20 protein-coding genes are annotated in these 23477 nt (G+C 52.6%); 12 read left to right on the forward strand and 8 right to left on the reverse strand.

Annotated features, from left to right (window positions below):
* Positions 1-214 precede the first annotated feature (214 nt).
* The 12 genes from HS1genome_RS08245 (at position 215) to HS1genome_RS08290 (ending at position 17415) form a co-directional block, all read left to right on the forward strand.
* Positions 215-2551 (forward strand): ABC transporter substrate-binding protein, encoded by a 2337-nt coding sequence (locus HS1genome_RS08245; protein ID WP_126450368.1) that lies wholly within the window; start codon positions 215-217, stop codon positions 2549-2551.
* 131 nt (positions 2552-2682) lie between these two features.
* A complete protein-coding gene (locus HS1genome_RS08250; RefSeq protein ID WP_126451379.1) occupies positions 2683-4515 on the forward strand; it encodes an ABC transporter ATP-binding protein in 1833 nt (610 codons plus the stop codon).
* Positions 4516-4604: 89 nt separating this feature from the next.
* Entirely contained in the window at positions 4605-5627 is a 1023-nt protein-coding gene (locus tag HS1genome_RS08255) for an ABC transporter permease (RefSeq protein WP_126450369.1), read from the forward strand.
* Entirely contained in the window at positions 5624-6568 is a 945-nt protein-coding gene (locus HS1genome_RS08260) for an ABC transporter permease (protein WP_229768097.1), read from the forward strand. The genes HS1genome_RS08255 and HS1genome_RS08260 overlap by 4 nt, the downstream gene beginning before the upstream one ends.
* Before the next feature lie 120 nt (positions 6569-6688).
* A complete protein-coding gene (locus tag HS1genome_RS13400) occupies positions 6689-7354 on the forward strand; it encodes a glycoside hydrolase family 3 N-terminal domain-containing protein (RefSeq protein ID WP_478219188.1) in 666 nt (221 codons plus the stop codon).
* Positions 7323-8903 (forward strand): glycoside hydrolase family 3 C-terminal domain-containing protein, encoded by a 1581-nt coding sequence (locus HS1genome_RS13405; protein WP_478219189.1) that lies wholly within the window; start codon positions 7323-7325, stop codon positions 8901-8903. Before HS1genome_RS13400 ends, HS1genome_RS13405 begins: the two co-directional genes overlap by 32 nt.
* A 413-nt stretch (positions 8904-9316) precedes the next feature.
* The gene (locus HS1genome_RS08270) at positions 9317-11428 is read left to right on the forward strand and encodes an ABC transporter substrate-binding protein (RefSeq protein WP_126450370.1); all 2112 of its coding nucleotides are present in this window, start codon (positions 9317-9319) and stop codon (positions 11426-11428) included.
* Between the two features lie 111 nt (positions 11429-11539).
* Entirely contained in the window at positions 11540-12007 is a 468-nt protein-coding gene (locus HS1genome_RS12350; protein ID WP_197721479.1) for an ATP-binding cassette domain-containing protein, read from the forward strand.
* Complete coding sequence (locus HS1genome_RS08275) at positions 12004-13383, forward strand: ABC transporter ATP-binding protein (protein WP_197721480.1); 1380 nt, start codon at positions 12004-12006, stop codon at positions 13381-13383. The genes HS1genome_RS12350 and HS1genome_RS08275 overlap by 4 nt, the downstream gene beginning before the upstream one ends.
* 121 nt (positions 13384-13504) lie before the next feature.
* Positions 13505-14479, forward strand: a complete 975-nt coding sequence (locus tag HS1genome_RS08280) for an ABC transporter permease (RefSeq protein WP_126451381.1) — start codon at positions 13505-13507, stop codon at positions 14477-14479.
* On the forward strand, positions 14476-15432 hold the full coding sequence (locus HS1genome_RS08285) for an ABC transporter permease (RefSeq protein ID WP_126450371.1): 957 nt from the start codon (positions 14476-14478) through the stop codon (positions 15430-15432). The genes HS1genome_RS08280 and HS1genome_RS08285 overlap by 4 nt, the downstream gene beginning before the upstream one ends.
* A 54-nt stretch (positions 15433-15486) precedes the next feature.
* On the forward strand, positions 15487-17415 hold the full coding sequence (locus tag HS1genome_RS08290; RefSeq protein WP_126450372.1) for a Sip1-related alpha-galactosidase: 1929 nt from the start codon (positions 15487-15489) through the stop codon (positions 17413-17415).
* A gap of 9 nt (positions 17416-17424) precedes the next feature.
* Here HS1genome_RS08290 and HS1genome_RS08295 read toward each other — a convergent pair whose 3' ends face one another.
* The 8 genes from HS1genome_RS08295 to HS1genome_RS08325 form a co-directional block, all read right to left on the reverse strand.
* A complete protein-coding gene (locus HS1genome_RS08295; protein WP_229768094.1) occupies positions 17425-18492 on the reverse strand; it encodes a Gfo/Idh/MocA family protein in 1068 nt (355 codons plus the stop codon).
* A gap of 4 nt (positions 18493-18496) precedes the next feature.
* Complete coding sequence (locus HS1genome_RS08300) at positions 18497-19312, reverse strand: sugar phosphate isomerase/epimerase family protein (RefSeq protein WP_229768093.1); 816 nt, start codon at positions 19310-19312, stop codon at positions 18497-18499.
* Positions 19313-19379: 67 nt separating this feature from the next.
* Positions 19380-20288 (reverse strand): NAD-dependent epimerase/dehydratase family protein, encoded by a 909-nt coding sequence (locus HS1genome_RS08305; RefSeq protein ID WP_126450375.1) that lies wholly within the window; start codon positions 20286-20288, stop codon positions 19380-19382.
* Between the two features lie 42 nt (positions 20289-20330).
* Entirely contained in the window at positions 20331-21539 is a 1209-nt protein-coding gene (locus tag HS1genome_RS08310; RefSeq protein WP_126450377.1) for a hypothetical protein, read from the reverse strand.
* A gap of 74 nt (positions 21540-21613) precedes the next feature.
* On the reverse strand, positions 21614-21736 hold the full coding sequence (locus HS1genome_RS13075; protein ID WP_269470931.1) for a hypothetical protein: 123 nt from the start codon (positions 21734-21736) through the stop codon (positions 21614-21616).
* Complete coding sequence (locus tag HS1genome_RS08315; protein ID WP_126450379.1) at positions 21709-22503, reverse strand: hypothetical protein; 795 nt, start codon at positions 22501-22503, stop codon at positions 21709-21711. The genes HS1genome_RS13075 and HS1genome_RS08315 overlap by 28 nt, the downstream gene beginning before the upstream one ends.
* 47 nt (positions 22504-22550) lie before the next feature.
* Positions 22551-23201, reverse strand: a complete 651-nt coding sequence (locus tag HS1genome_RS08320) for a hypothetical protein (protein WP_158613753.1) — start codon at positions 23199-23201, stop codon at positions 22551-22553.
* Positions 23099-23419, reverse strand: a complete 321-nt coding sequence (locus HS1genome_RS08325; RefSeq protein WP_126450382.1) for a hypothetical protein — start codon at positions 23417-23419, stop codon at positions 23099-23101. Before HS1genome_RS08325 ends, HS1genome_RS08320 begins: the two co-directional genes overlap by 103 nt.
* Positions 23420-23477 lie beyond the last annotated feature (58 nt).

Consider the following 23477-nt stretch of genomic DNA (forward strand, 5'->3'; position numbering starts at 1 on the left):
CCTCTACGTCCTGAAGGGGTTTGAGTCTCGACTTCCCTAGGGTTTCATTTCCTAAGTGGAGAATTCGCTTCTTCCTCACACACTTGAGCAACTTTGTGACCTCGAAATCCCTTCACTCTCCAACTAGTTGTCCGCCATTAATCTACACACTTCTAACAACATCCCTTTGAGAAATATTTATATAGTTATGAAGTTGGTTTTCCTTTAGGTCGAAATGTCTAAGGAAAGAAAAGAGAGGACACTAGGTGTCCGTAGAATAGTTTCCGCCCTCCCCGCCACCTTAGCGTTGTTAGTTTTCCTCGTAGGATTCGTCGCATCTGCCCCGTTAATGGCTCAGACCCAACCTACTCAACCTACCTTTTCCTACGCCTCAAACTATCCTACTTTCTCTGTAGCTAACGGAGACGGCCCCTTCGTGGCAGGAAACTGGAACGACTTCGCTCCAAGCGTTAGATACGGGGACAACTCCCACCTGATGGCCTTCGTACTGGAACAGTTGGCCGATGAAGAGCAGTACAGTGGAAAACTAATACCGTGGCTGGCTACCAACTGGACGTTCAGCGATAACTACCACGTCCTCACAGTCTATTTGAGACAGGGCGTTTACTTCTACTACAACGGTTCTTACAACGGTACTACAGAGGTGATAAAGTGGCCTTTCACAGCAAAGGACGTAATTACCACTTTCCAAATATACTTCAAGGTGTACGGGAACCCATTTGGCGTGACTATGAGTTCGCCCAACCCATATGAGGTGGTGTTCAACTTCAGTACGCCTAACATACCGTTCGCCGAGTACACCATTCTCTCGGGGCAGTACATCGTACCGTGGGAGCAGTATGCTCCACTCCTCAACTCCTCCAACCCGGCCAACGCTGTCATCCCAGTTCCAATAGGCACAGGCCCATACTACGTAGTGAGCCAAAGCACTAGTGAGGTCGTTCTGCAACGCAATCCAATCTACTGGATACCAGGAAGGCCTTTCATTCCCACCATAGACTTCTACGGGCTCTATAACCCTCAAGTCTACGCCATGCTGGCCGAGGGCAAACTTCAGTGGGCAAGTAGCGGCTCCAACGGGCCGACTTCAATATACGGTCTTTTCATCGACAAGAATCCCCAGTACTATGGAGCGATGATGGGCTTCCCCAACAAGACTGGAGGCAGTAATTGGTACCTCTTCGTGAACTTAGAGAAGCTCAACTACTGGCCGTGGAACCAGACTTGGTTCAGGTACGCCCTCGGAATGTTAGCTAACACCACCGAGCTGAGTGAAGTGGCCACCGGGTTCCTCGCTAATGGAGGAGCTCCAGTTGCGACGACGTTCTATCTACCTCCAATACTCGGACAGAGCTGGCTCAACTCTTCAGTGTACTCGGCAGGGATCGTTCCCTACAACGTGAGCGGAGCACTACAAATAATGGAGTCTCACGGTCTTAAGGTCGTCAACGGGTTGTTAAGCTTCCCCAACGGAACACCCTTACCTCCCGTTACCCTCTACATGTACGAGGATTGGGGAGACGTTTGGGCACAGGCATATGCGTACGCTGGAGAACTCAAGGCAGCTGGACTGCAGGTAAATCTAGTCTCTGTCTCGCCGTCCACATTGAACTCCTACTTGGAGGAAGGTAACTACGAGTTGGCCTACTTCTACGGTAGTGGTGGTCTAACCCAACCGTTCGGACTCTGGGAGGGCCAGTTCATACCACCTCTGGTGGAGTTATTCCAACTATCTAATGGGGTTTACGCGGGTAACTTCAGCACGTTACAGGACACGACCTTCACTCTACCTAACGGAACCTATGTTGGGAACTACACGGCACTAACGGTCTACCTAAAGAATATTAATCAATTGAGCTCTACTCAATTGAGTTCTGCCTCCCCAGTCTACGTCGCTAACTTGACCGCCGTCAGGAACGGAACTGTCCTCACCGACTACGAGAGGTGGGTACCACCTCAGCAGTTCATCAATCTATACATAGAATCTGGGGAGACCGCTAATCAGACTCAGCTGTCGATGATAGCTAGTCAGATGGCCGCGATACTTGAGAAATACGTTCCAATAGTCCCCTTCACTCAGAACGAATATCCCTTCGAGGAATGGGAGGATCAGTATTACGTAGGCTTCAGCACGCCCCAAGACCTTTACTATCCTAACGTTTACGTGGGGAATGCCAACGGCCCCTCTACCCCCATACTTCTGAACATAGCGCCAAGACCACCTGGGATGACCGACGCTCAAATGATAGCTTACACCAACGCTGCTTGGCACGACCTCTTGAACTACCTCTACGGAGTCTCCAACACCGCCACACCGCAGTCGCTACTTAACATGTTGCAACCTACAACGACCACTTCGTCACCTCCACCAACAACTAACACGACAACGACCAACCACACCACAACACCCCCCACCACAACACCCCCGACAAACACCACCACAACACCCCCCACTCACCCCGGAATCAGCGCAGCTGAAATCGCGGCCATCGTCGTCGTAGTGATCGTGGTAGTGGCAGTGGTGGCAGTGGTAGCCCTGAGGAGAAGGTAACTGTTAGACTCTAAAAGTTAGGAATTTTTTATATTCTTATAATTTCAATTTGTTGAGTGTAACCACTTCCGAGTTTCGAAACGATAATGAAAATGCTTAAATCGTACCTCGCCTACCTTCACGTGAGTCCGATGGCCTCCGTCATGTCAGTGAAGAACTTGGTCGCTGGCTACTACACTCCAACAGGAGTGATCGTTACTGTTACAGGGGTGTCCTTCGACGTTAACGAGGGAGAGATATTCGCCATCGTTGGGGAGTCCGGATGTGGCAAAAGCACTTTGGCCGCAGCTATATATAGACTCCTTAAACCTCCCGGCAAAGTATTCCACGGAAAAGTCCTCTTTCATGGAAGAGATCTGTTGGAGTTAAATGAAGAGGAGGTAAGGAAAATTAGAGGAAAGGAGATCTCCTACGTTCCGCAGTACGCCATGGACGCACTGGATCCGGTTAGTAAGATTGGAAAACTGATGAAGAGATTCCTAGAAGAGCACGATTACAACGAGGGAGAGGCGGAAAGGGAGGTAGTTGAGAAACTCAAGATGATGAGGCTCCCCGAACAAGTTGTGAACATGTATCCGATGGAGTTGTCGGGAGGAATGAGACAGCGAGTCGTGCTCGCCACGTCTATGCTTCTCAACCCAAGATTGGTGATTTTGGACGAACCCACTACAGGCCTGGACGTACTGGTCCAATATGGAATATTGAAGGATCTGAAGCAGGTGCAGAGGCAGCTGGGATTTTCAGTGATAATAATATCCCACGATCTGCCGATGATAATGATGTTAGCGGATAGGGTCAGCGTGATGTATGCTGGCGAGTTGGTGGAGGTTGGAGCGAGAGATCAATTGCTTGAGAACCCTAAGCACCCCTACACCTCGTTGCTCCTTAGGAGCGTTCCATCCATTATGAAGAGACGCGACAAGCTACTCACGATACCCGGAAGCCCACCTCTCTTAACTTCCTTACCCAAAGCGTGTAGGTTCTCTCCCCGCTGTCCCTTCAAGGTAGACGCCTGTGAGGAGGGTCACCCCGTCCTCGCCGGTAATTCCCACACCTGGAGGTGTTTCGTGACACAGGACGGAAGAGACGTGAATTCGCTCTCACTTCCAATCGATTACTTCGGAGGAGAAGAGGTGACAGAGGGTAAAACGGGCACCGCGTCTGAGGGAGACGTCGTAATGGAGGTGAGGAACCTGACCAAGGTGTTCAGAGTAGGAAGGGGGCTTATAAGTAAGGAGGACTTGGTCGCTGTCAACAACGTTTCCTTCACGTTGAGGCGTAACCTAATCACGGCCTTGGTTGGAGGAAGCGGACACGGAAAGTCTACTATTGCCAGGATACTAGCTGGGATAGAGCGACAGACCTCTGGAGAGGTGTTCGTCAAGGGGAAAGACTACTCCTCGTTTTCCTCTAGGAACACGAGGGAGTACAGATCTGAGGTGCAGATGATTTTCCAAGATCCTTACTCATCCCTAGATCCGAGACACACGGTGAAGTGGCACATTGAGAGGCCCCTGAGGCTCCACGGCAAGGTGAAGAACGACGAAGAACTCGAATCAAAGGTGAGAGAGATCCTAAACGTGGTGGGTTTAAGGCCAGCGGAACGTTATGTGGGTAAGTTACCCCACCAACTCTCTGGAGGCGAACGCCAAAGAACTGCTGTGGCAAGGGCGTTAGCCGTCGAGCCTGAAGTTCTGATCGCCGACGAGCCTGTGTCGATGTTAGACGCATCGGTCAGAGCTGGAGTTCTAAACTTGCTGAAGAAGCTCAAGGGGTTTGGAATGAGTATACTGTACATCACACACGATCTCGCTACAGTCTCCTACGTCGCCGACGAAATGATGGTGATCCATAATGGCCAAATAGTGGAGAGGGGGGAAGTGTGGCAGGTGATAAACTCCCCTTCTCACGAGTACACTAAAGCCCTCATAGAAGCCGTGCCTGATCCGTACAAGAGGTTGTGAATTCCCCCTTGCTATTTCCCTTAACTTGCCCCCTACGTGCTTTCATATATTAGAAAATCTTTATATACCATGTCATCTAAATCACTGCGATGGACATTAAAGGGGTTAAGGTCATCATAAGGAAAGTTGTCATGTACGTCGTAGCGTTCTTCTTGGCCATAACCGTTAACTTCATTCTACCGAGGCTAATGCCGGGGAGCGTCCTTTCCACATTGTACGCAGAACTATCTGGAGCGTCCTCTGGACTCTCCGCCAGTACTGCTGTGGGAGGAGTCGCTGGGATTCAGCAGAACATCCGCGCCCTTGAGGCGGAATTCGGCCTCACCCCTCAACCTCTCCCTGTTCAATACGGGAAGTATTTACTCGGTGTATTCACAGGACATTTAGGGGTCTCGATAACTTACTATCCTCTCTCAGTCTCGCACATAATAGCCTCGTCCATATGGTTGTCCATAGGGGAGGTGGTCGTCGCCGCTACTGTGGCCTTCTTCTTAGGATCTTGGCTTGGCTCTCTTGGAGCCGTCAGGAGGGGAGGAAAACGTGACGGAGTAATAGTAGCAATTGTTTCCATCCTGGCCACCGTCCCGGCGTTCGTTGTCATTATGTATTTAGAAATGTTCTTCTCAGCTCAGTTGGGCTGGTTTCCAATAAGTTACCCCACTGTCACCCCCAATTTGAGTGGGGTCGAGAAGCTCCTGAGTTTCTATTTCCTCCCCATGGTAGGCTTTATGGCCTCCCTACTGTCGGGTTTCGTACTTGGAATGAGAAATACAATGATACACACCCTGAAGGACAACTACGTTCTGTATGAAGAGGCATTGGGTTTCAGACCTAGGACCATAAGGAACACCGTTTACAGGAACTCCAGGCTTCCCAACATAACTAACTTCGCAATTACGTTGGGAATAGGCATAAGCGCGGCACTCACGATAGAGGGACTGTTGGGCATACCTGGAACCGGCTATTACTTGGGACAGGCCCTCGTCAATAGAGACATACCGTTGTTGCAAGGTATCTTCCTAGTCATAGTTATAATGATGATAGTCTCTCTTGCAGTCGTGGACGTCACTTACAGTATCTTAGATCCGCGTGTTAGGAGGGGAAGCTCGTGAGTTCTTCCTCAATGTTGAGGAACGTTAGGACCGCCCTTTCGACGAACAAGTATATGACGGCAGGACTGGCCATAGTTCTGGCCGACTTGGTGTTCGGAATAATTGGGGCGCTATGGACCCCATATCCTCCAAACGCGATGTTCAATCCTTCTCAACCTCCATCCCTGGCACACCTCTTGGGCACCGACGGTTACGGCCACGACGTGTTCTCGGAGATGATGGCAGATACGTTACCGACACTGCTGGTGGGTTTCGCGGTGGGTTTGGGGAACGCATTGATAGCGTTGGTAGTCGGCTTAGTCGGTGGGTATTACGGCGAGGGTATATGGGGGGCTGTCATAGACGTGGCGACGATACTGGCCCTCACCATACCTGGGATAATTCTCCTAGTCGTGATAGGGGCCTACTTCGCTTCCGCTAAGGCGGCCTTAGGTTACGGAGTCGTGGTGTTGGCTCTATCGCTCACGGGTTGGGCGTGGGGAGCTAAGGTGATCAGATCTCAAGTGCTCTCGATATCGAAGGAGGAGTATATCCTCGCCTCGAAAATAGTGGGAGAGAGGTCTTCCAGAATCATATTTGGCCAAGTACTCCCTCCCGTACTGCCGTTGGCTGTGGGCGGATTCCTCTTCGGGACGCTCTACGGCATACTTTCACTGGTTACGGCAGAGTTTTGGGGGGTCATTCCGGTCTCTACCCAAAACTTGGGAACCATGCTCTCTCTAATAGCTTCAAGCGGTGCCTACTTGACTAATCAGTGGTGGTGGATACTGGGAGCCATGCTACCCATACTCGTCCTAGCCGTGGGAATAGGTTTTATGAACATCGGGTTCGATCAGATAGCAGATCCAAGACTGAAGGAACAGAAAACGACGAGTCAGGAAAAGATTCAGGTCTCTACGGACGAGGGAGAGATAGAGGTTCTCCTGAAGGAAACAAGTTAGGGTTTTTCATTTTTATATTCTAAAATTTTCATTTCTAACTAACCTATTGAAACGGCAAAGCGGCTCGAAACTCCATCACTCATAATAGCTTAAATTTACGGCGATCACGTGTGGGTTGAGTTGTCGTCGGACAGAGTAGATCGACTACTCAGAAGTATGTCGCTAGAGGAGAAAGTAGCCCAACTTCAGGGTATATCCATCTACAAGCTGGTGGAAGACGGTCAGTTCTCTACCTCGAACGCAGACAAATTCATAGCCAACGGCATAGGCCACATATCTAGAGTAGGTGGGACAAGACTGGGACTTCGTCCCAAAGACGTAGCTAAGTTGGTTAACCAGATACAAAAGTACCTAGTGGAGAGGGGTAAAGTGCCCGCAATCGTCCACGAGGAAGCCTTGAGCGGTTTAATGGCGCCTACTGCAACGATCTTCCCCCAAGCAATAGGGTTGGCCAGTTCGTTCGACGTTGAACTACTGGAGGAGATCGGATCTACGATAGGTAGACAGACGAGGTCGGTGGGAGCTGTTCAAGCACTCTCCCCCGTCTTAGACGTAGTTTGGGATCCACGATGGGGAGGGTTGAAGAGACGTACGGGGAGGACCCGTATCTGGTGGCATCCCTCGGCGTATCTTACATCAAGGGACTTCAAAGGGAGCGAGTGGTCGCTACGGCCAAGCACTTCGCCGCCCACGGCGTACCAGAGGGGGCAGGAACACGGCACAAGTACATGTAGGGGAGAGAGACCTCAGGGAGGTGTTTCTTCTCCCGTTCGAAGCCGCGGTTAAGGTGGCTAAAGTGAAGTCAATTATGGCGGCGTATCACGACCTGAACGGGGTCCCGTGTCACGTTGACAAGTGGTTACTGACCGAGATCCTCAGGAAGGAGTGGGGTTTCGATGGAAATGTGGTCTCCGATTACGACGCTATAAGGATGTTAATAGACGTCCACAGGATCGCGGAAGACGAATTGGACGCCGCCGTTCAAGCTCTAGAGGCGGGAGTAACTATAGAACTTCCCGATTCCCCAGCGTGTTTCTCTAGAATTGTAGACGCCGTCAAAGCTGGTAAGCTTTCCGAGGCTGTAGTAGATGAAAGGGTGAGGGAAGTTTTGAGGGTCAAAGAGTGGACCGGAGTACTAGACAACCCCTTTGTAAACGAGTCTGAGGTTCCGGAGAAGCTGGATTCGAAAGCGGCACGCGAGCTGTCCTTGAGGGCAGCTAGGGAATCTATAGTTCTATTGAAAAATAACGGGGTTCTACCTTTGAGTAAGACCCTCTCGTCCGTATCCATCATTGGACCTAACGCCTTCTCTGGAAGAAGTTTGATGGGAGATTACCACTATCCATCGCACGTCGGTATAGAGGCGGGGGAGCCGGAGACGATCTCTATACTTCAGGGAATCAAGGAGAAGGTTCCGGTGGTTCACTTCGCCGCGGGTTGTGAAGTGAGTGGGAGTTCGACAGAAGGGTTTAGGGAGGCCGTTGAGGTGGCGGAGAGGGGACAAGTGATAGTGGCAGTAGTGGGGGAGAGGTCGGGAGGATTCTGGCTCAATGACCCTCGCCTGTCCTCTGGAGAAGGTGTTGACAGAGCTTCCCTGGATTTGCCTGGAGCGCAGTCCGGTTTGCTGCGGGAATTACTAAGACTGGGAAAGCCCTTAGTACTCGTTCTAGTCAACGGCAGGCCCCTCGCCATAGGAGAGTTTGTGGAGCGAGTTGACGCAGTCTTAGAGGCCTGGTATCCAGGCGAGGAAGGGGGAAGAGCAGTTGCCGACGTCCTGTTCGGAGACTACAACCCTTCAGGTAGACTTCCAATTTCCATACCAAGAGCCGTGGGTTCCATCCCTAATTACTACTACAGGCACCCCTCATCCTACAAAAGGTACGTGGAGCTCGATTCGGAGCCGCTATTTCCTTTCGGTCACGGTCTGAGTTACACGAGCTTCCGATACTCGTCCCTCAAAGTGGAGCCGAAGTCAGTGGAACCTGGAGGTTACGTGAAAGTTTCAGTGCAGGTCGAGAACGTAGGGACGCGCTTTGGTACTGAAGTGGTTCAACTCTACGTTTCTAAGAAAAAGGCGTCTGTATCGAGGCCCGTGAGGCAACTCAAGGGTTTCAAACGGGTTAGCCTCGACCCCCAGGAGCGCGCTATCGTCCACTTTAAAGTTCCCTTGTCAGCTTTGGGATTTTTAGATAGAGACATGCGGTGGGTCTTAGAGAGTGGTGAATACGTCGTAGAAGTGGGGAGTTCGTCCAGCGAGATTAAAGTTCTCGACAGTTTCGAGGTTGTAAGGGAGAAAGCGGTCATTAGAAATGAATTTTTCTCAGAGATTTGTTAGTAGCAATACTTCGAACGATTTTAAGTTAGGTCGCTCCTTGCGACGGTCCTGAGTGGAAGGAGAAGCGCAATAGAGGGACGTAGCTTTCAGGAACTACCGTCGTACTGTTTGAAGCAAAATAAAATACTATCTGATTTCCATACAGATGATGTTTATATCTAAATCGTTTTTATAAACTAAGGACTAAGTTCATGATATTCACCACAAATAATAATAAATTTTTCACAGATAAATAACATGGTTCTGGTGAAGAGATAGTGCGAACGATAAAGAGCCGACGCGTCAATATCTTGAATATAGTTCTCTAATGTAAAAAATATAGTGATACGGATGTGTTACAATAAAGTTTATATAACGGTGCAAGAGAGACTCAGAGAGGAAGTGAAATGAAGAAAATGAAAAAACAGTTTAATATGTCCTCGCAAATAAAGATAATCGCACTGGTAGTAACTGCGCTCACAATTGGTGGTGGTTTACTTCCGATGTCCCTAGGTCTAGTTGCGAACGCTCAAAGTCCTCCAACTTTCTCCTACGCGTCCAGTTATCCCGTGTTCACTGTAACAACAGGGTCCGGTTTGTTACCTACAAGCAACTGGAACGTGTTTGGAGCAGGAGCTCACGGAGACAACAATTGGGAGGACTGGATCTACCAGCCCTTAGCAGACGCCGATTTCATGACAGGCCAGCTCTATCCGATTCTTGCTAAAAACTGGACCTTCGCCGACAACAACCACGAGATGATCGTCAACCTGAGACGGGGTATAGTGTTCTACTACAATGGAACTTGGAGCAACGGATCTAACGTCGTCATCACGTGGCCTTTCACGTCTAAGGACGTTCTAGCTACCTTCAAGGACTACTTCGCCGTTTACGGGAACCCCTACAACGTGACCGTGACAGCTAACGGACCCTATCAAGTGATCTTCTACTCGGGTACCGTTAACATACCCTACGACTACTACACAATTCTGACGACCTACATACTTCCGTGGGAGCAGTACGGAAACTTGAGCAGTCCGACCACCGCAGTTATATCTGTTCCTGTGGGTACAGGTCCATATTACCTCTACAAGGCTACCCCGACTCAGGCCTACTTCCTCAGGAACCCAGACTTCTGGATCCCGGGGAGGCCCTTCATTCCCGAGATATCATTCATACCAGCCACCAGCAACGCCTACTCCTACGGCCTCTTGGCCAAGGGACAGGCTCAGTGGGGAGGTACCGGAAGCACTGGTTCCACCCCGTTCTCGAAGCTTTTCACTTACGCTAATCCGACTTACTATGGAGGGATGGCTAGTATAGGCAACGGTTCTGGCGGGCAACCGTCTTTCCTGTGGATAAACTACGAGAAGCTAAACTACTGGCCTTGGAACGAGACGTGGTTCAGGTACGCCCTCTCCATAGCTCTGAATAGGACGGCCATTAGCGTCGGAAGCCAATTCGGTATCACCACGGGTGCCCCTCCGACATCGGCCACGTTCCTCCCATCGCCAATGGAACAGGAATGGATAAACTCCTCGGTGATTCAGGAAGCCAGCACCGTGGATCAGTACAATGTGTCTGGCGCCCTCAGCATACTCGAGTCTCACGGACTCAAGATCGTTAACGGACAACTCAGTTTCCCCAACGGGACTCCTTTGCCTGCTGTGACAATGATAAACTACGAGGGCTTCTCAGATACGTTCGCCACTAGCGTTCTGATAGCCAACGAGTTGAAGCAGAACCTAGGCTTACAGGTCTCAGTGATATCGGTCCCTCCGAGCGAGATGTTCACCGATGAAGACGCTGGACAGTACGACCTCATTTACTGGCTGACTAACGCCTACTCTCCGTACTTCGTATACGACTCCGCCTTCATACCACCTCTCGAGCAACTTCCAAATGGGACCTTCGTAACTAACGTGACTGCTCTCAACGGTACGATCTACACCGACCCAGGTAGGTGGGTGCCACCTCAACAGTTCATAAACCTCTGGATAGAGGCGGGAGAGACCACTAACGTTACTCAGTTGAGACAGATATACAGCGCGATGGCTGCGATACTGACGAAAGACCTACCAGCCATACCTGTGGTCTTCGACGCGTACCCGAGGTACGAGTACGAGACGCAGTACTACGTGGGCTTCTCGACTCCACTCTACTTCTACACTTGGAACGTCGAACCTTGGATAGAGGGGAACGAGTTGATGTTACTCAACATAGCTCCTAGGCCACCTGGCATGACGCAATCCCAAATGGTCGCCTACACTAAGGCCGCGTGGAACGACTTAACAAGTTTCCTCTACGGTACTTCAAACACCGCTACACCTCAGTCACTACTTAACATGTTGCAACCTACAACGACTACGACCACACCCCCTCCACCAACAACTAACACTACCACCAACCACACCACCACAACGCCTCCCACCACCACACCACCTCCATCTCACCCCGGAATCAGCGCAGCTGAAATCGCGGCCATCGTCGTCGTAGTGATCGTGGTAGTGGCAGTAGTGGCAGTGGTAGCCCTGAGGAGAAGGTAACCCATTTCTGATTTTATCTTTTCTTTTTTCATATATCTCTCCTAGACCTATTCATCAAATAATAACAATTTTTATTAAGGGACGTTTAGAGTTTAAAACGGAGATAGAGACTTGAACTCCCTATTGGATGTGGATAGGTTGGTCGCAGGGTATTATACGCCCACAGGAGTCCTAGTGACAGTCACCGGGGTGACGTTCAACATTGAGCGAGGGGAGATATTCGCTGTAGTTGGGGAATCCGGATGTGGCAAGACCACCTTGGCCGCCGCCATATACAGGATCCTGAAGTACCCAGGCAAGGTCTTTCACGGTTCCATAACGTTAGATGGAAAGGACCTTCTACAGATGAGCGAAGACGAAGTCAGAGAGGTCAGAATGAAGAAGATATCCTACGTACCTCAGTACGCAATGGACGCCTTAGACCCAGTAACTAAGGTGGGAGACTTCATGAGGAGGGCGCTCGCGGAACACGGGTATCCAAGCGACAACATGGACGAACTGATATTGGAGAAGTTGAAACTCATGAGGTTGCCAGAGAGAGTAATTAACATGTACCCGATGGAGCTCTCTGGGGGATGAGACAGAGGGTTGTCCTGGCCACCTCGCTTCTCCTAGATCCTGAGTTGGTCATCTTGGACGAACCCACCACTGGTCTCGACGTCTTGGTTCAGTACGGTATACTCAAAGACTTCAAGTCGATCCAGAGAAACAAGGGCTTCTCGGTCATAATAATCTCCCACGACTTACCGATGATAATGATGTTCGCCGATAGGGTAGCGATAATGTACGCCGGCGAGTTCGTTGAAGTAGGGAAGAGGGATGACCTCCTGGAAAACCCTAAGCACCCTTACACCTACCTCCTCCTGAGGAGTGTGCCCTCCCTAGTGAAGAGGAGGGACAGACTGCTCTCCATACCTGGAAACCCTCCGCTGCTAACTACCATACCAGCGAGCTGTCGTTTCGTGGATAGGTGTCCTTACAGGGTCAACGTTTGCTCAGAGAGACACCCTCTCCTGAGGGGGGATGGAGATCCTTCTCACTTCTCCAGGTGTTTCGTCACAGAAGAATCTAAGACCAGCGTCAGCGAACTGCCTCTGTCCGACGACTTCTATGTGAAGACTGAGGAGTTGGAGAACATACAGCCGCTCCTACCTCAGGGACAGGAGGTTCTCGAGGTCGAGGGACTCACAAAGAAGTTCGTCGTAAGTAAGGGGTTCATGAGGAAGGGAGAGCTCCTGGCCGTCGACGACGTCTCCTTCAAGTTGAGGAGCGGCGTCATAACCGCCTTAGTGGGAGGGAGTGGACATGGCAAGTCAACCATAGCTCGAATATTGGGGGGAATAGAGACTCAGACAGCGGGGAAGATCGTGGTCGACGGCGTCGACTGTTCCCCGCCGTCGACTAGGGAGAAGATGTGGTACAAGTCCAGGGTGCAGATGGTGTTCCAGGACCCCTACTCGTCCCTAGACCCTAGACACACCGTGAGGTGGCACATAGAGAGGCCCTTAATTCTCCACAAGAAGGTCTCTAGTCAGGAGGAATTGGAGGAAAGGATCAGGACGACACTTCAAGGCGTCGGCCTCAAACCACCGGAGAGGTACATGGAGAAGTACCCTCACCAATTGTCGGGTGGGGAGAGACAGAGGGTCGCGGTGGGAAGGGCATTAGCCGTCCAGCCCAAGGTTCTGATCGCCGACGAGCCGGTCTCGATGTTGGACGCGTCTGTTAGGGCAGGCATACTCAACCTCCTGAAGGGACTGAAGAAACTCGGCGTCAGCATACTCTACATCACCCACGACATAGCCACCGTCAGTTACGTCGCAGACGAACTAATGGTAATCTACAACGGAAAGATAGTGGAGAAGGGAAACGTGTGGGACGTTGTGGTTGACCCCAAGCACGAATACACTAAGCAGTTGATCGAAGCTGTACCTGACCCATACAAGAGGCTCTAGGGCACCTCACCCTCACACGTCTATATTGAAAATTTATATAAGCCTAAGTCTAAGGAATACGTATGGTGGGATTTTGAATCTTAAAACGGTCAAGGTCTACGGCTATAAGCTTGCCATATATATCGTCTCCTTCTTCCTGGCCGTGACCGTTAACTTCCTTCTACCGAGACTGATGCCAGGCAGCGCCATCTCTACCTTGTTAGTCGAGCTGGAGGGAGCTCAAGGTGGGTTTGCCGCCTCTGGTACCTCCTCTCTATTCATACAGCAGGAGGTGAAGCAGTTAGAGGTGGCCTTCGGACTAACTCCGCAACCCTGGCCTGTCCAATACGTTCATTATATAGAGGGAATATTCACCGGAAACTTGGGAGTCTCAATACTCTTCTACCCAACCAGCGTCGCTCACGTCATTTTCTCCTCAATCGGCTGGTCTCTGGGGCTAGTCTTCGTTTCCTCCATAATAGCGTTCTTCCTAGGGTCCTGGCTTGGGGCAGTCGGAGCGACTAGAAGGAGGGGGAAGGCCGACACAACCCTCGTAATTGCGGCTTCTATTTTGGCCGCCGTTCCTGCATTCGTAATTCTGATGTATTTAGAGATGGGACTTTCAGTTAACGTTGGGATATTCAGGATATCGTTTCCCACGAACGTCGGGATGACCCCTAAGGGAGTGTATAACTTGGTGGACTTCTATACGCTGCCTGTCCTTGGCCTCATGCTTTCACTGTTGTCGGGATTCGTATTGGGGATGAGGAACAACATGCTCCACACCCTGAAGGACAACTACGTTTTCTACGCCGAGGCCCTGGGGTTCAGGGACAAGACAGTCAGGAAGATGGTATATAGGAACTCCATGCTCCCCAACGTCACTGGATTCGCCCTGAGCCTGGGGCTTGCCATAAGTGCGGCCCTGACGGTCGAGGGGCTGCTCTCAATTCCTGGAGCGGGTTACTTCTTCGGGCTCGCCCTGACCTCTAAGGACTTACCCCTCCTCCAGGGGTTCTTCTTCGTCATCATACTCATGCTCCTAATCTCCATAGCCGTAGTCGAAATGGTCTATACTGCCATAGATCCTAGGGTCAGGTTGGGGGGAAGTCAATGAGTAGTGATATACTCACCAAAGTCAGGAAGACCCTCTTCGCGAACAGGTTCCTAACGGCTGGCATAGTGTTGGTCCTGATAGACCTGGCCATAGGTATAGTAGGAAGGGTGTGGACACCTTACCCTCCAGGTGCCGACTTCGGTATTTCTCAACCACCGTCTTTGGCCCACTTGCTAGGTACTGACGAGTTCGGTCACGACGTCCTCTCTGAGATGATGTACGACACCTTGCCTACCTTGATAGTTGGGTTCGGCGTTGGTCTATCCATCGCGCTGATATCCACTGTCATAGGATTGGTAAGCGGCTACTACGGTAGGAAGGTGTCCGGGGTAGTGATCGACGTGTTGACAACTACTGCCCTAACCATACCCGGCGTGGTTCTCCTGGTTGTGATAGGTGCCTACTTCCGAACGGCCAGCGAGAGTCTAGGCTACTTGGTGATAGTGTTCGCACTAGCGATCACGGGCTGGGCGTTCGGGGCCAAGCAGATCAGGTCACAAGTGTTGGGACTGGCGAACAGGGAGTACGTTCTTGCTTCTAAGATGTTAGGTGAGAAGTGGTACAGGATCCTTTTCACCCAACTGCTACCTCCCATCCTACCTCTCACCGTGGCACAGTTCCTCTTCGGTACGCTTTACGGAATTCTCTCCTTAGTGACAGCGGAGTACTGGGGGGTTCTGGCGGCCACTACCAACAACTTAGGTACAATGATAGCGTTCATAGCTGCAAACGCAGCTTACCTGAGCAACCAGTGGTGGTGGATATTGGGAGCTATACTGCCAATAATAATCCTAGGGGGCGGACTGGGGTGCCTGAACTTGGGGCTAGACGAATTCATAGATCCGAGGCTCAAAGTGGTCGAACCAGAGGTACCGCTCAAGGACATAGAGCTGCCCATAGACCAAGGAACGGTGGTCGTCAAGGCGGAGCAGAGGAAGGTCAAGACAAGGTGATTTTTCCTTATTTACCTCCACAGCTTATTATTTTCTCCCGCGTTTATTCCCCGCATGACTGATCAGGACTTTGGAGGTCTGAAGTTTCAACTCGAGAACTCTAGGATAGTGAACGTAGAACCTGAGGTGGCCTATATTTCCCTAATCCGTGGGAGGAGCGACACGAAGCTGGCCACTTTGGTGGACGTGGAGGGCTTAGAGGGTGGTGTGGCCCTTACGAACCTGGACCTGTTAGGTTGGGAGAACTTCACTGAATACACCAACTCCGCACCCGCATGGTCTACCTCTCCTATACCTGCCCCTTTCAAGAGGTTGGCCTATCCCAGGAACGAGGGGAGACCAAGTCCTTGGCTCCACCCCGTCTTCTTCCGCAAGCTACCTCAAGTTCCCTCCTTCACCCAACTCCTTCTCCTCAAAGGAGCCAAGTTTCACGTGTGGGTACCGATCTCCGATGAAAGAGGGATATCGAGGGTGATGCGTGAAGAGGACGGCCCTAGTCTACACCTTCAAGTGGGTAAGGACGTGGAATTGGAGGGAGGTGTGAGGGCGGTAGTTTGTGAGGGGAACGACTTAAGGGAGACACTGGAGTTGTGTGGGAATCACGTCAAGTTGGTGCTGGGCCTCAGGAGTAGTGGGATGCCCCACCCATTGAAATTCCTGGGGTGGTGCTCGTGGAACGCCTTCCTCCAGAGGGTGAGCCTCAAGGACGTTAAAGACGCAGTGGATAAGCTCTCCTCGTTGGGAGTTAAGTGGGCCATACTAGACGATGGTTGGGAGGACGTCAAAGAAAGGAGGTTGAGGTCCTTCGGTACAGACGAGAGCAAGTTCCCGGGAGGTCTCAAGGAGGCTGCCGAGGTCATCAAGTCCAAGATGAGTTGGGCGGGGGTGTGGATCGCCACAAACGGGTATTGGAATGGATTCGATCCCGAGACGCTGAGTTACAAAGGGGTTGAGAACGGTCGAGGGGGCCTCACTCCAGACCCCGCCGAGGGATTCCCCTTCTATTTGGACTACTTCAGGAAGGTGAAGAGAGCTGGCTTCGATCTAGTTAAACTGGACAACCAATCGTCCTTAGCTTTGGACTTTGGAGGACCGTATACGAGGGGGGAGTTCGCGAGCGGCGTGGAGGTCGAAGCACACGGTGCGCTTTACGGTCTGGGACTTGATGTCATAGACTGCATGAGTCAACTGCCAGAGAACATACACTTCCTCTACAGGGCACAGGTCATCAGGAACAGTATGGATTACGTACCTAACTCCGGAGACGCGACGAAGTTGCACGCGATCTTCAACGTCTACAACGCCTTGTTCACGAGGTGGTTCGGAACTCCGGACTTCGACATGTTCATGTCTCACGACAGGTTCTCAACCTTTCACGCTCTACTTCGGGCCATATCCGGTGGGCCGGTGTACCTCACAGACGTGCCTGGAAGGAGCGATCCCCAACTTGTGTCGAAGTTGAGACTTTCTGATGGACGCCTCCCCCTCCCGGACGGTGTGCTGACCCCCTTCGGGGACGTGTTCCGAGATCCCTACAACTCCACTAACCCTCTCAAGGCCTTCAACGTCGCCAACGGATCCCACCTCGTGTTGATCGCCAACGTCAACAGGGAGGGAGTGGAGGAGGAGGGCTCGTTCAGTGTAGGAGAATTGGGTCTAGGAAACTCTGTGGTCTACGATTACTTCTCGGAAGAAGTGAGGGAGGTAAGTCCAGAAGAGAAGTTGGCCTTCCGTCTAGGGGAACTCCAGTTCAAGTACTTCATCGTCGTTCCCAAGAGGGAGTTCTCGCCCGTGGGGCTAGTTAACGTCTTCGTATCACCCAAGGGGTTCGCTTGGGGAGGCAACGTGGCGGTGGCGGAGGACGAGGGAGAGTTCCTCGTCCACGGAGAGGAACTGTGCACCGACGACGGGAGGAAGGTGGATGGAACTTCCAAGGTGAGGGTAAGACGGGGATCCAGGATCGGGCCCTGCGGTTACCTTTGATCCAACACGTCAGGCGACGTAGTTGAGGTCCAAGGGGATCCTTTGGGACCTCCCAGTCCAAGAGGACACGTAAAGGCCCTTTATCACCTCCAGGGCCCTCGTTCCCTCCTCCGCGTTTATCGGGAACTCCCCCCCGTCGGCGTAGGCCTTGAGGAAGTCCCTGAGCAGCAGCATGTGGAGTCCCCCTGACTGGGTCACCGTGTCTGAGTTAGTGACTGAAGGCCCAGATCTCCTTCCTTCCCTGGTGAACATGGAAGTGATCGTGTAGTCCGTCACCTCGGCCTGCCCCTCCGTTCCGACCACCCTCAACCTCCTGAACTGCCTGTCGCTCGGCCTGGCACTGACTGTGAGGGAGAGGGAGGCCAACGCTCCCCCGGAGAACTTAATCACCCCAACTGCAGTGTCCTCGACCGTGATAGATGGATGGTCAGCGTTAGAAGTGAAGCCGAAGACTTCCTCCACCTTCCCTCCGAGCCAGCAGATCAGGTCGACCGTGTGTATTCCCTGGTTGGTGAGGACTCCTCCCCCCTCAGTGTTCCACAGTCCCCTCCAACTTCTAGCCAGCTCGTCCTTTTTGTAGTAGGCGATCTCGTCCCTGTACCAACTGAGCTGGGCCTCCAGGAGGAAGATCCTCCCCATTTTGCCCCCATCTACTGCGGATTTGAGCTCGCGTAGCTCTGGAGCGTACCTTTCTTGGTAGACTACGCCGACTTTCCTCCCCAGTTTCCTTGCTCTAGACGAGAGCTCCTTGGCACCGGCCAACGTCGTTGAGAGCGGTTTCTCCACTATCACGTCCTTACCGTACTCCAAGGCCATTATGGCTTGTGGCGAGTGCATGTAGGTGGGGGTCGCTATCACCAACACCTCAACGTCGTGGTCCTTGAGGACCGAGTCCAGAGTGAAGTGGTAGGGGACACTCAACTTCCTACCGACGTCCTCGGCCACCTGTGGTACTTGGTCTACTACGGCCACTAACTTAGATACTCCATCCCTCTCCAGTTCCCTGATCAGCCTAGCGTGAACCTTGCCTATGTTCCCAAGCCCGACCACGGCAACTCCCACAGGCCTCGTCTTCACCACCTCAGGCCAATTCTCTCATCAGGTTCACCATTCCCGTGAACGACTCCCGCGTACTCTCCTCTGGGTTCCCTGAGGGAGCCCGATAGTGTGTCTCCAGCGAGAGCACGAAGGAACTCCCCTTCACTTCCTCGAAGAAGCCAGCGTAATCTATGGAACCAGCGCCGATCGGTTTCCACACGAAGTGTCCGTTTTCCACGGTGGCGTCCTTCAAGTGAACGTGAAGGACGGTGTCCCTCACTTGCTGATACCCCCTAGGATATGGAGTTTCCCTAGCGAAGAAGGCGTTACCTGGGTCCCACAGCGTCCTTACCCAACGTGTCTTGATCCTCTCTAGGAACTTCCTCACTTCAGCTCCCGTTCCGACGTTGCAACTGTACTCGTTCTCGATCACCAACACCACTCCCTCGCTGGCCGCCAGGTCGATCGCTGGACCGAAGCGTTGCTCCAGGAAGTCTGTCACGTCCTCGAACTGCCTCTCGAACCAGAACGTGAATATCCTAGTGAACTTTAAGTCTAACCTCTTCGTTAGCTCCACTGCCCTCCGGAGAACAGTGAGGTGCTTCCTGTAGGACTCATCGTCGGCTATCCTGCACTTGAACGCCGGAGAGTCGACGTTGGAGACTGTAAGTCCAGCCTCCTTGACCATAGCCAGAGCCTCGGAGAGTTGACCTTCAGCCAATTCGGTGACGTTCTTACCCCACAAGTTCCTCAGCTCCACATGTGAGGCCCCCAACTCTCTAATAACCTTCAGGGAGTGTCTGAAGTCCTGCGAGATCTCATCGGATATCACTCCCAATTTCCAAGGCAGATCTAACACAATCGATCCTAACTCTCCAGCAGTTTTAACGATTCCCTTTTACATGTTATGTCAATCTGAGGGCCGGTCATAGGGTAAATACGTCACTACCCCTCTTCACAGTATTTACGTAGTCCTCTATGGACTTCCTCAGGTCGAAGCGAGGCCTCCAACCTAGCTCTCTCTCGGCTAAAGTGTTGTCTATCTCGGTCACGTACTTGACCGACGGGGAGGGTGAAATAACGTATTGAGTCCCTGGAACGATCTCCCTCACAGCCTCGACGAACTCCATAACTGTGCACGAGAAGCCGCCAGCGTTGTACACCTTGGACGGTGCTGAAGCGATCTCCCCGAGCCTAGCTGTAACCTCCACGGCGTCCCTGACGTAGATGTAGTTCACCCTGTCGTCGGGGTTCCTTATGACAACCTTCTCCCCCCTGAGGGCGGCGTCGACTATGGCACTCGAGTACTGAGACGACGGCCCTCTCACCCTCCCAGGGCCAAACACCACGCTGGGTCTCACCGCCCTGAACTCCAGCAAACCCTTTCTATCGTACCAGAGCCCCACCATTTCCCCGTAGTACTTTGTGACCCCGTATAGAAGGGAGGGCTTACCCGCATGTTCCTCCCTGACGGGTCTAGGTACGTCCAATCCGTAAACGGATATCGAGCTAGCGAAGACGAACCTCTTCGCGCCGTACTTGGAGCTGGCCTCCAGGAGGTTCTCCGTTCCCCTCACGTTTACCCTGAAGGCCTCGGTTGGGTTGGACTCACAAGCGTCGGCCATCAGGGCCGCCATGTGGAATACCACATCCGGCCTGTACTCAGAGAAGACTCTGTCCACCTCCTCCCTGTCTGACACGTCCAGCTTAACGTACTTCACCCCTCTCTTGAAAGGGGAGGAAGACCTTCCGGTCGCGATCACTTCTCCAGCATTTGCTAGCCTCTCAACTAGGAACTTTCCCATGAACCCACTAGCCCCTGTGACTAGGTACATGAAATTACGAGCACCTCTACCTTAAAAAAGGTTAGACCGAGCTCAGCCGTACATCCTACTTTGATTCTCCCAGAGGAGGGCCGAAGCTACTTCGATCGCTAGATCTAGGCTTAGCCACCCGTCGTCGACCATTCTAGACAGCGTCCTTGCCGTGACCTCCCTGGCGGTCACCGCCTTACCGTAAACCCAGTCGGCTACGTAGGCGTCGCTGAAGAACCCTCCCACCTTTACGTACGGTAACATCTCCAACCTCGTCTTGAGAACGCGCTCCACGGTTGAGGGGTAGTTGGAGTACCACCAGTAGCCGTCCAAGTTCACGTTAGGGAAGTTCTTGGAGATCACGGCCAGTTTGTGATCCAACTCAGGATTTGCGTTCATTAAGTCGAACCTCAAATCCATGTACTCCGAGAAGAGCGAAGTCAAGTCGAGTTCCCTCCCGATCGTTGCGTAGTCGGGCGGCGACGCCCCAGGGACAGGCCTCTCCACTCCCACCATGAGTTGGACTGGAATTTTACTCTCGAGGCACGAGTCGAGGAGCTCCCTGAGGGCGAACCCCCTAAGTTCCCTCAAGTCCTCCCCTCGGAGTTCCCTTCCCTCCACGAGGAGCCTGAGGAGTTGGCCTCCTCTAGACCCCCTTCCCTTTCCCAAAGAGAGATGGGAGAGGCCCAACGTTACGGCCTTAGGTGACACTCGACCCAACTCTCTTCTCATCAGTTCCCCTAGTTCCACCACGTCCTCGAGGGAAATTTTGTGCGCGTCGGCCAGCTTAACTAGGGATTCCCTGCTCAAATCGACGGAAACGGCGTCAGCCCTGAGGGCGAAGGAGAAGAGGTCCTGATCGACCTGGGGGACCTGAGTTCCTGGGGAGAGTGTGAGGAGCGAGCGCCTCACTCTAGCCTTACTCAACACCTCCCTCGCCCTGTTCTCGTCCAGCGCGGCCTGGTCGATCAACCTCAACACATCCTTGAGGTTACCCTCGTTAAGCGAGCTCACACCGTAGAGATCCCTAAGGATCCTTGCGAGGGCCCAGGAAGTGGACGTGTTTCTGATGTACTTCAGTGACCGGCCGAGGTCCTCCAACGTGGGCTCCTCTCTGGTGCCACCTAGGGATCGTACCTCCGTGGAAATGTAGTGGTATAGGAGTACGTCTTTCGCGCTCGCGTGTGCCAGTCTACCTGGAGTGAGGTGATTGTGGACGTCGTAGAGTTGGACCGAATCCACGTGTTCCTTCAACCTAGTGTAAGAACTCACATGTCGACATCCCCCTACCCGTAAAAAACCCAAATGGTCCTTCCAGCGCGCGTTGTGTAGGTCAGTAGACGTAGTCACCTAACCTTCACTGGGAACCAAGTAAGGGAATTTGGAGCGAGGCTCACCTCTACCTTAGTCACCTCGTTGGACTCCTCCTTGCTCACTACCTTCACCTGTCCTCCCTTCGGTTCCTGCACTTCCCCCTCACGTTCAAACGAAACCTCTGGGAGTAGTTCCTCAAGTTCATCAAGGTGGCCCTGTTCCCCTCCAGTAGGAACACAAGGTCCGTGAGCGTACTCCCTATGGACTCGATCCACACTCCCGTGTGTACCCCCACAATGTCCCTCAAGTACTGCCTCACTATCTCAGGGAAGGCCGAAACTAGGTAGGGAACGTATTTGGTGAAACCTGTCAAGTAGATTGTCGACTTCGTTCTCTTTCTCGTCAACACAGGCCAGTTTCCCGTTCCATCGTAGACGTAAAGCAGTGCGTCACCTTCCTCTAAGTTGACTAATGGCCCCACGGGGAATCCCTGAGGTATCCTGTGACCCCTAGCGTGACCCCTCCCCTTCTCGACGAAAGCGAGGCCGTCAGTGACCCTGGCCCTCAGTGGGTGTCTCTTGTCCAGTCCTAACAAGGAGCTCCCGAGGTTCCCTGCTCCCGCATCTGCCAACCTCTCCACCGCGCTCGACGTTAGAATGAGGTTAACTCCTCGTTCGCTAAGGGCAGCTAAGTCCAGCTGATCCACGTCCCCCTCAGTGATTAGGGCCAAGTCCCCTTGGGCCAGGAAGTCGGGCCTCTTGAAGGCCACGGGGATCCCTATGGTGGCGAGGTAGTCTTCCAGGTAGTCGTCGAAGACTTTCCTCCTACTGGACTGCAGTGCGATCCTGTAGAGGCCCAACCTAGTTGAGGCTCCCTTCCTCCAGCTTGAGATCTTCGGTATTTCCCCTACCGCTCGCTCCACTAAGCTGACTTTCTCACTGTCAAATACCAACGACCCATCGAACAATGTCAGTTCCTCAAGCCCCCAAGAGCGCTCAGCACGAACTGGTGTGTAAATGTCTCTGGGCTAGCAACCTCCTCCCAGGTGAGCCCGTCGTAGGTGTCCAGCCACACCCCTTTGATTTCTCCCCCGGCTATCGTCTTCACTAAGTCAGTGGCGTGCAGGGACCCGGTGGGAGGGGTGTTCTCTCTCGACTCGGCCCCCACGTATAGTCCGTCGAAGACCTTGGCCAACCTCCTGAGCGCCACTCCCCTGTGATAGAAGAGTTCCCTCCACTCGGCCACTTTCAATAACACCTTCACCTTACCGTTGGCCTTCCTTGCCTCCCCCATCACGTCGCTCCTAGATACGTCCTCCAATAGGTCGCTGGAGTATTCGGCCCACATTGCCGACGTAGTTGGATCGTTGGATGCCAACCTCATTATTAGACTGTCCCTGGAGATGGAAGTTCCGAATCTTTCGTTGAACCTATCTACGTCCCTCTGGGAGTAGCACCACTGGGCCCAGAAGTCGTCCACCACGACCTCGTCGAACGTGGATGCCTGCTGAGAGACCACTAGCCTGACCAGTTTCCTATTACGTTCATCTCCCACGCATATGACCCTGAAGCCGTATTGTTCACCCTCTCCCCACCCCTCTCCCCACGTTCCGATGGCCATTCCCCCGCCACCTCGAACGACTTCGAGAGCTCCTCGGCTACCTTCTCCACTTCCCTCCTTTCCACCAACAATCCGTCCCTGTAGTTCTCGAGGTACACCTTGACAATGCCTAGCTTCTTAACCCTCCTCGAGAAATCCTCCACCTGCTCCTCGTTTCTAGACATTCGTTGGACAGAGTTGGCCGTGACGTAAACGGCGAGCTTGGGGTCCTGCTCCACCTGCTAAGTGAAGAGACCTGAAATATATTGTTTAAGTTCGATGGTCGAACTTGGCGTA

Origin of the sequence: Sulfodiicoccus acidiphilus (assembly GCF_003967175.1) — an archaeon.
GTDB lineage: Archaea > Thermoproteota > Thermoprotei_A > Sulfolobales > Sulfolobaceae > Sulfodiicoccus > Sulfodiicoccus acidiphilus.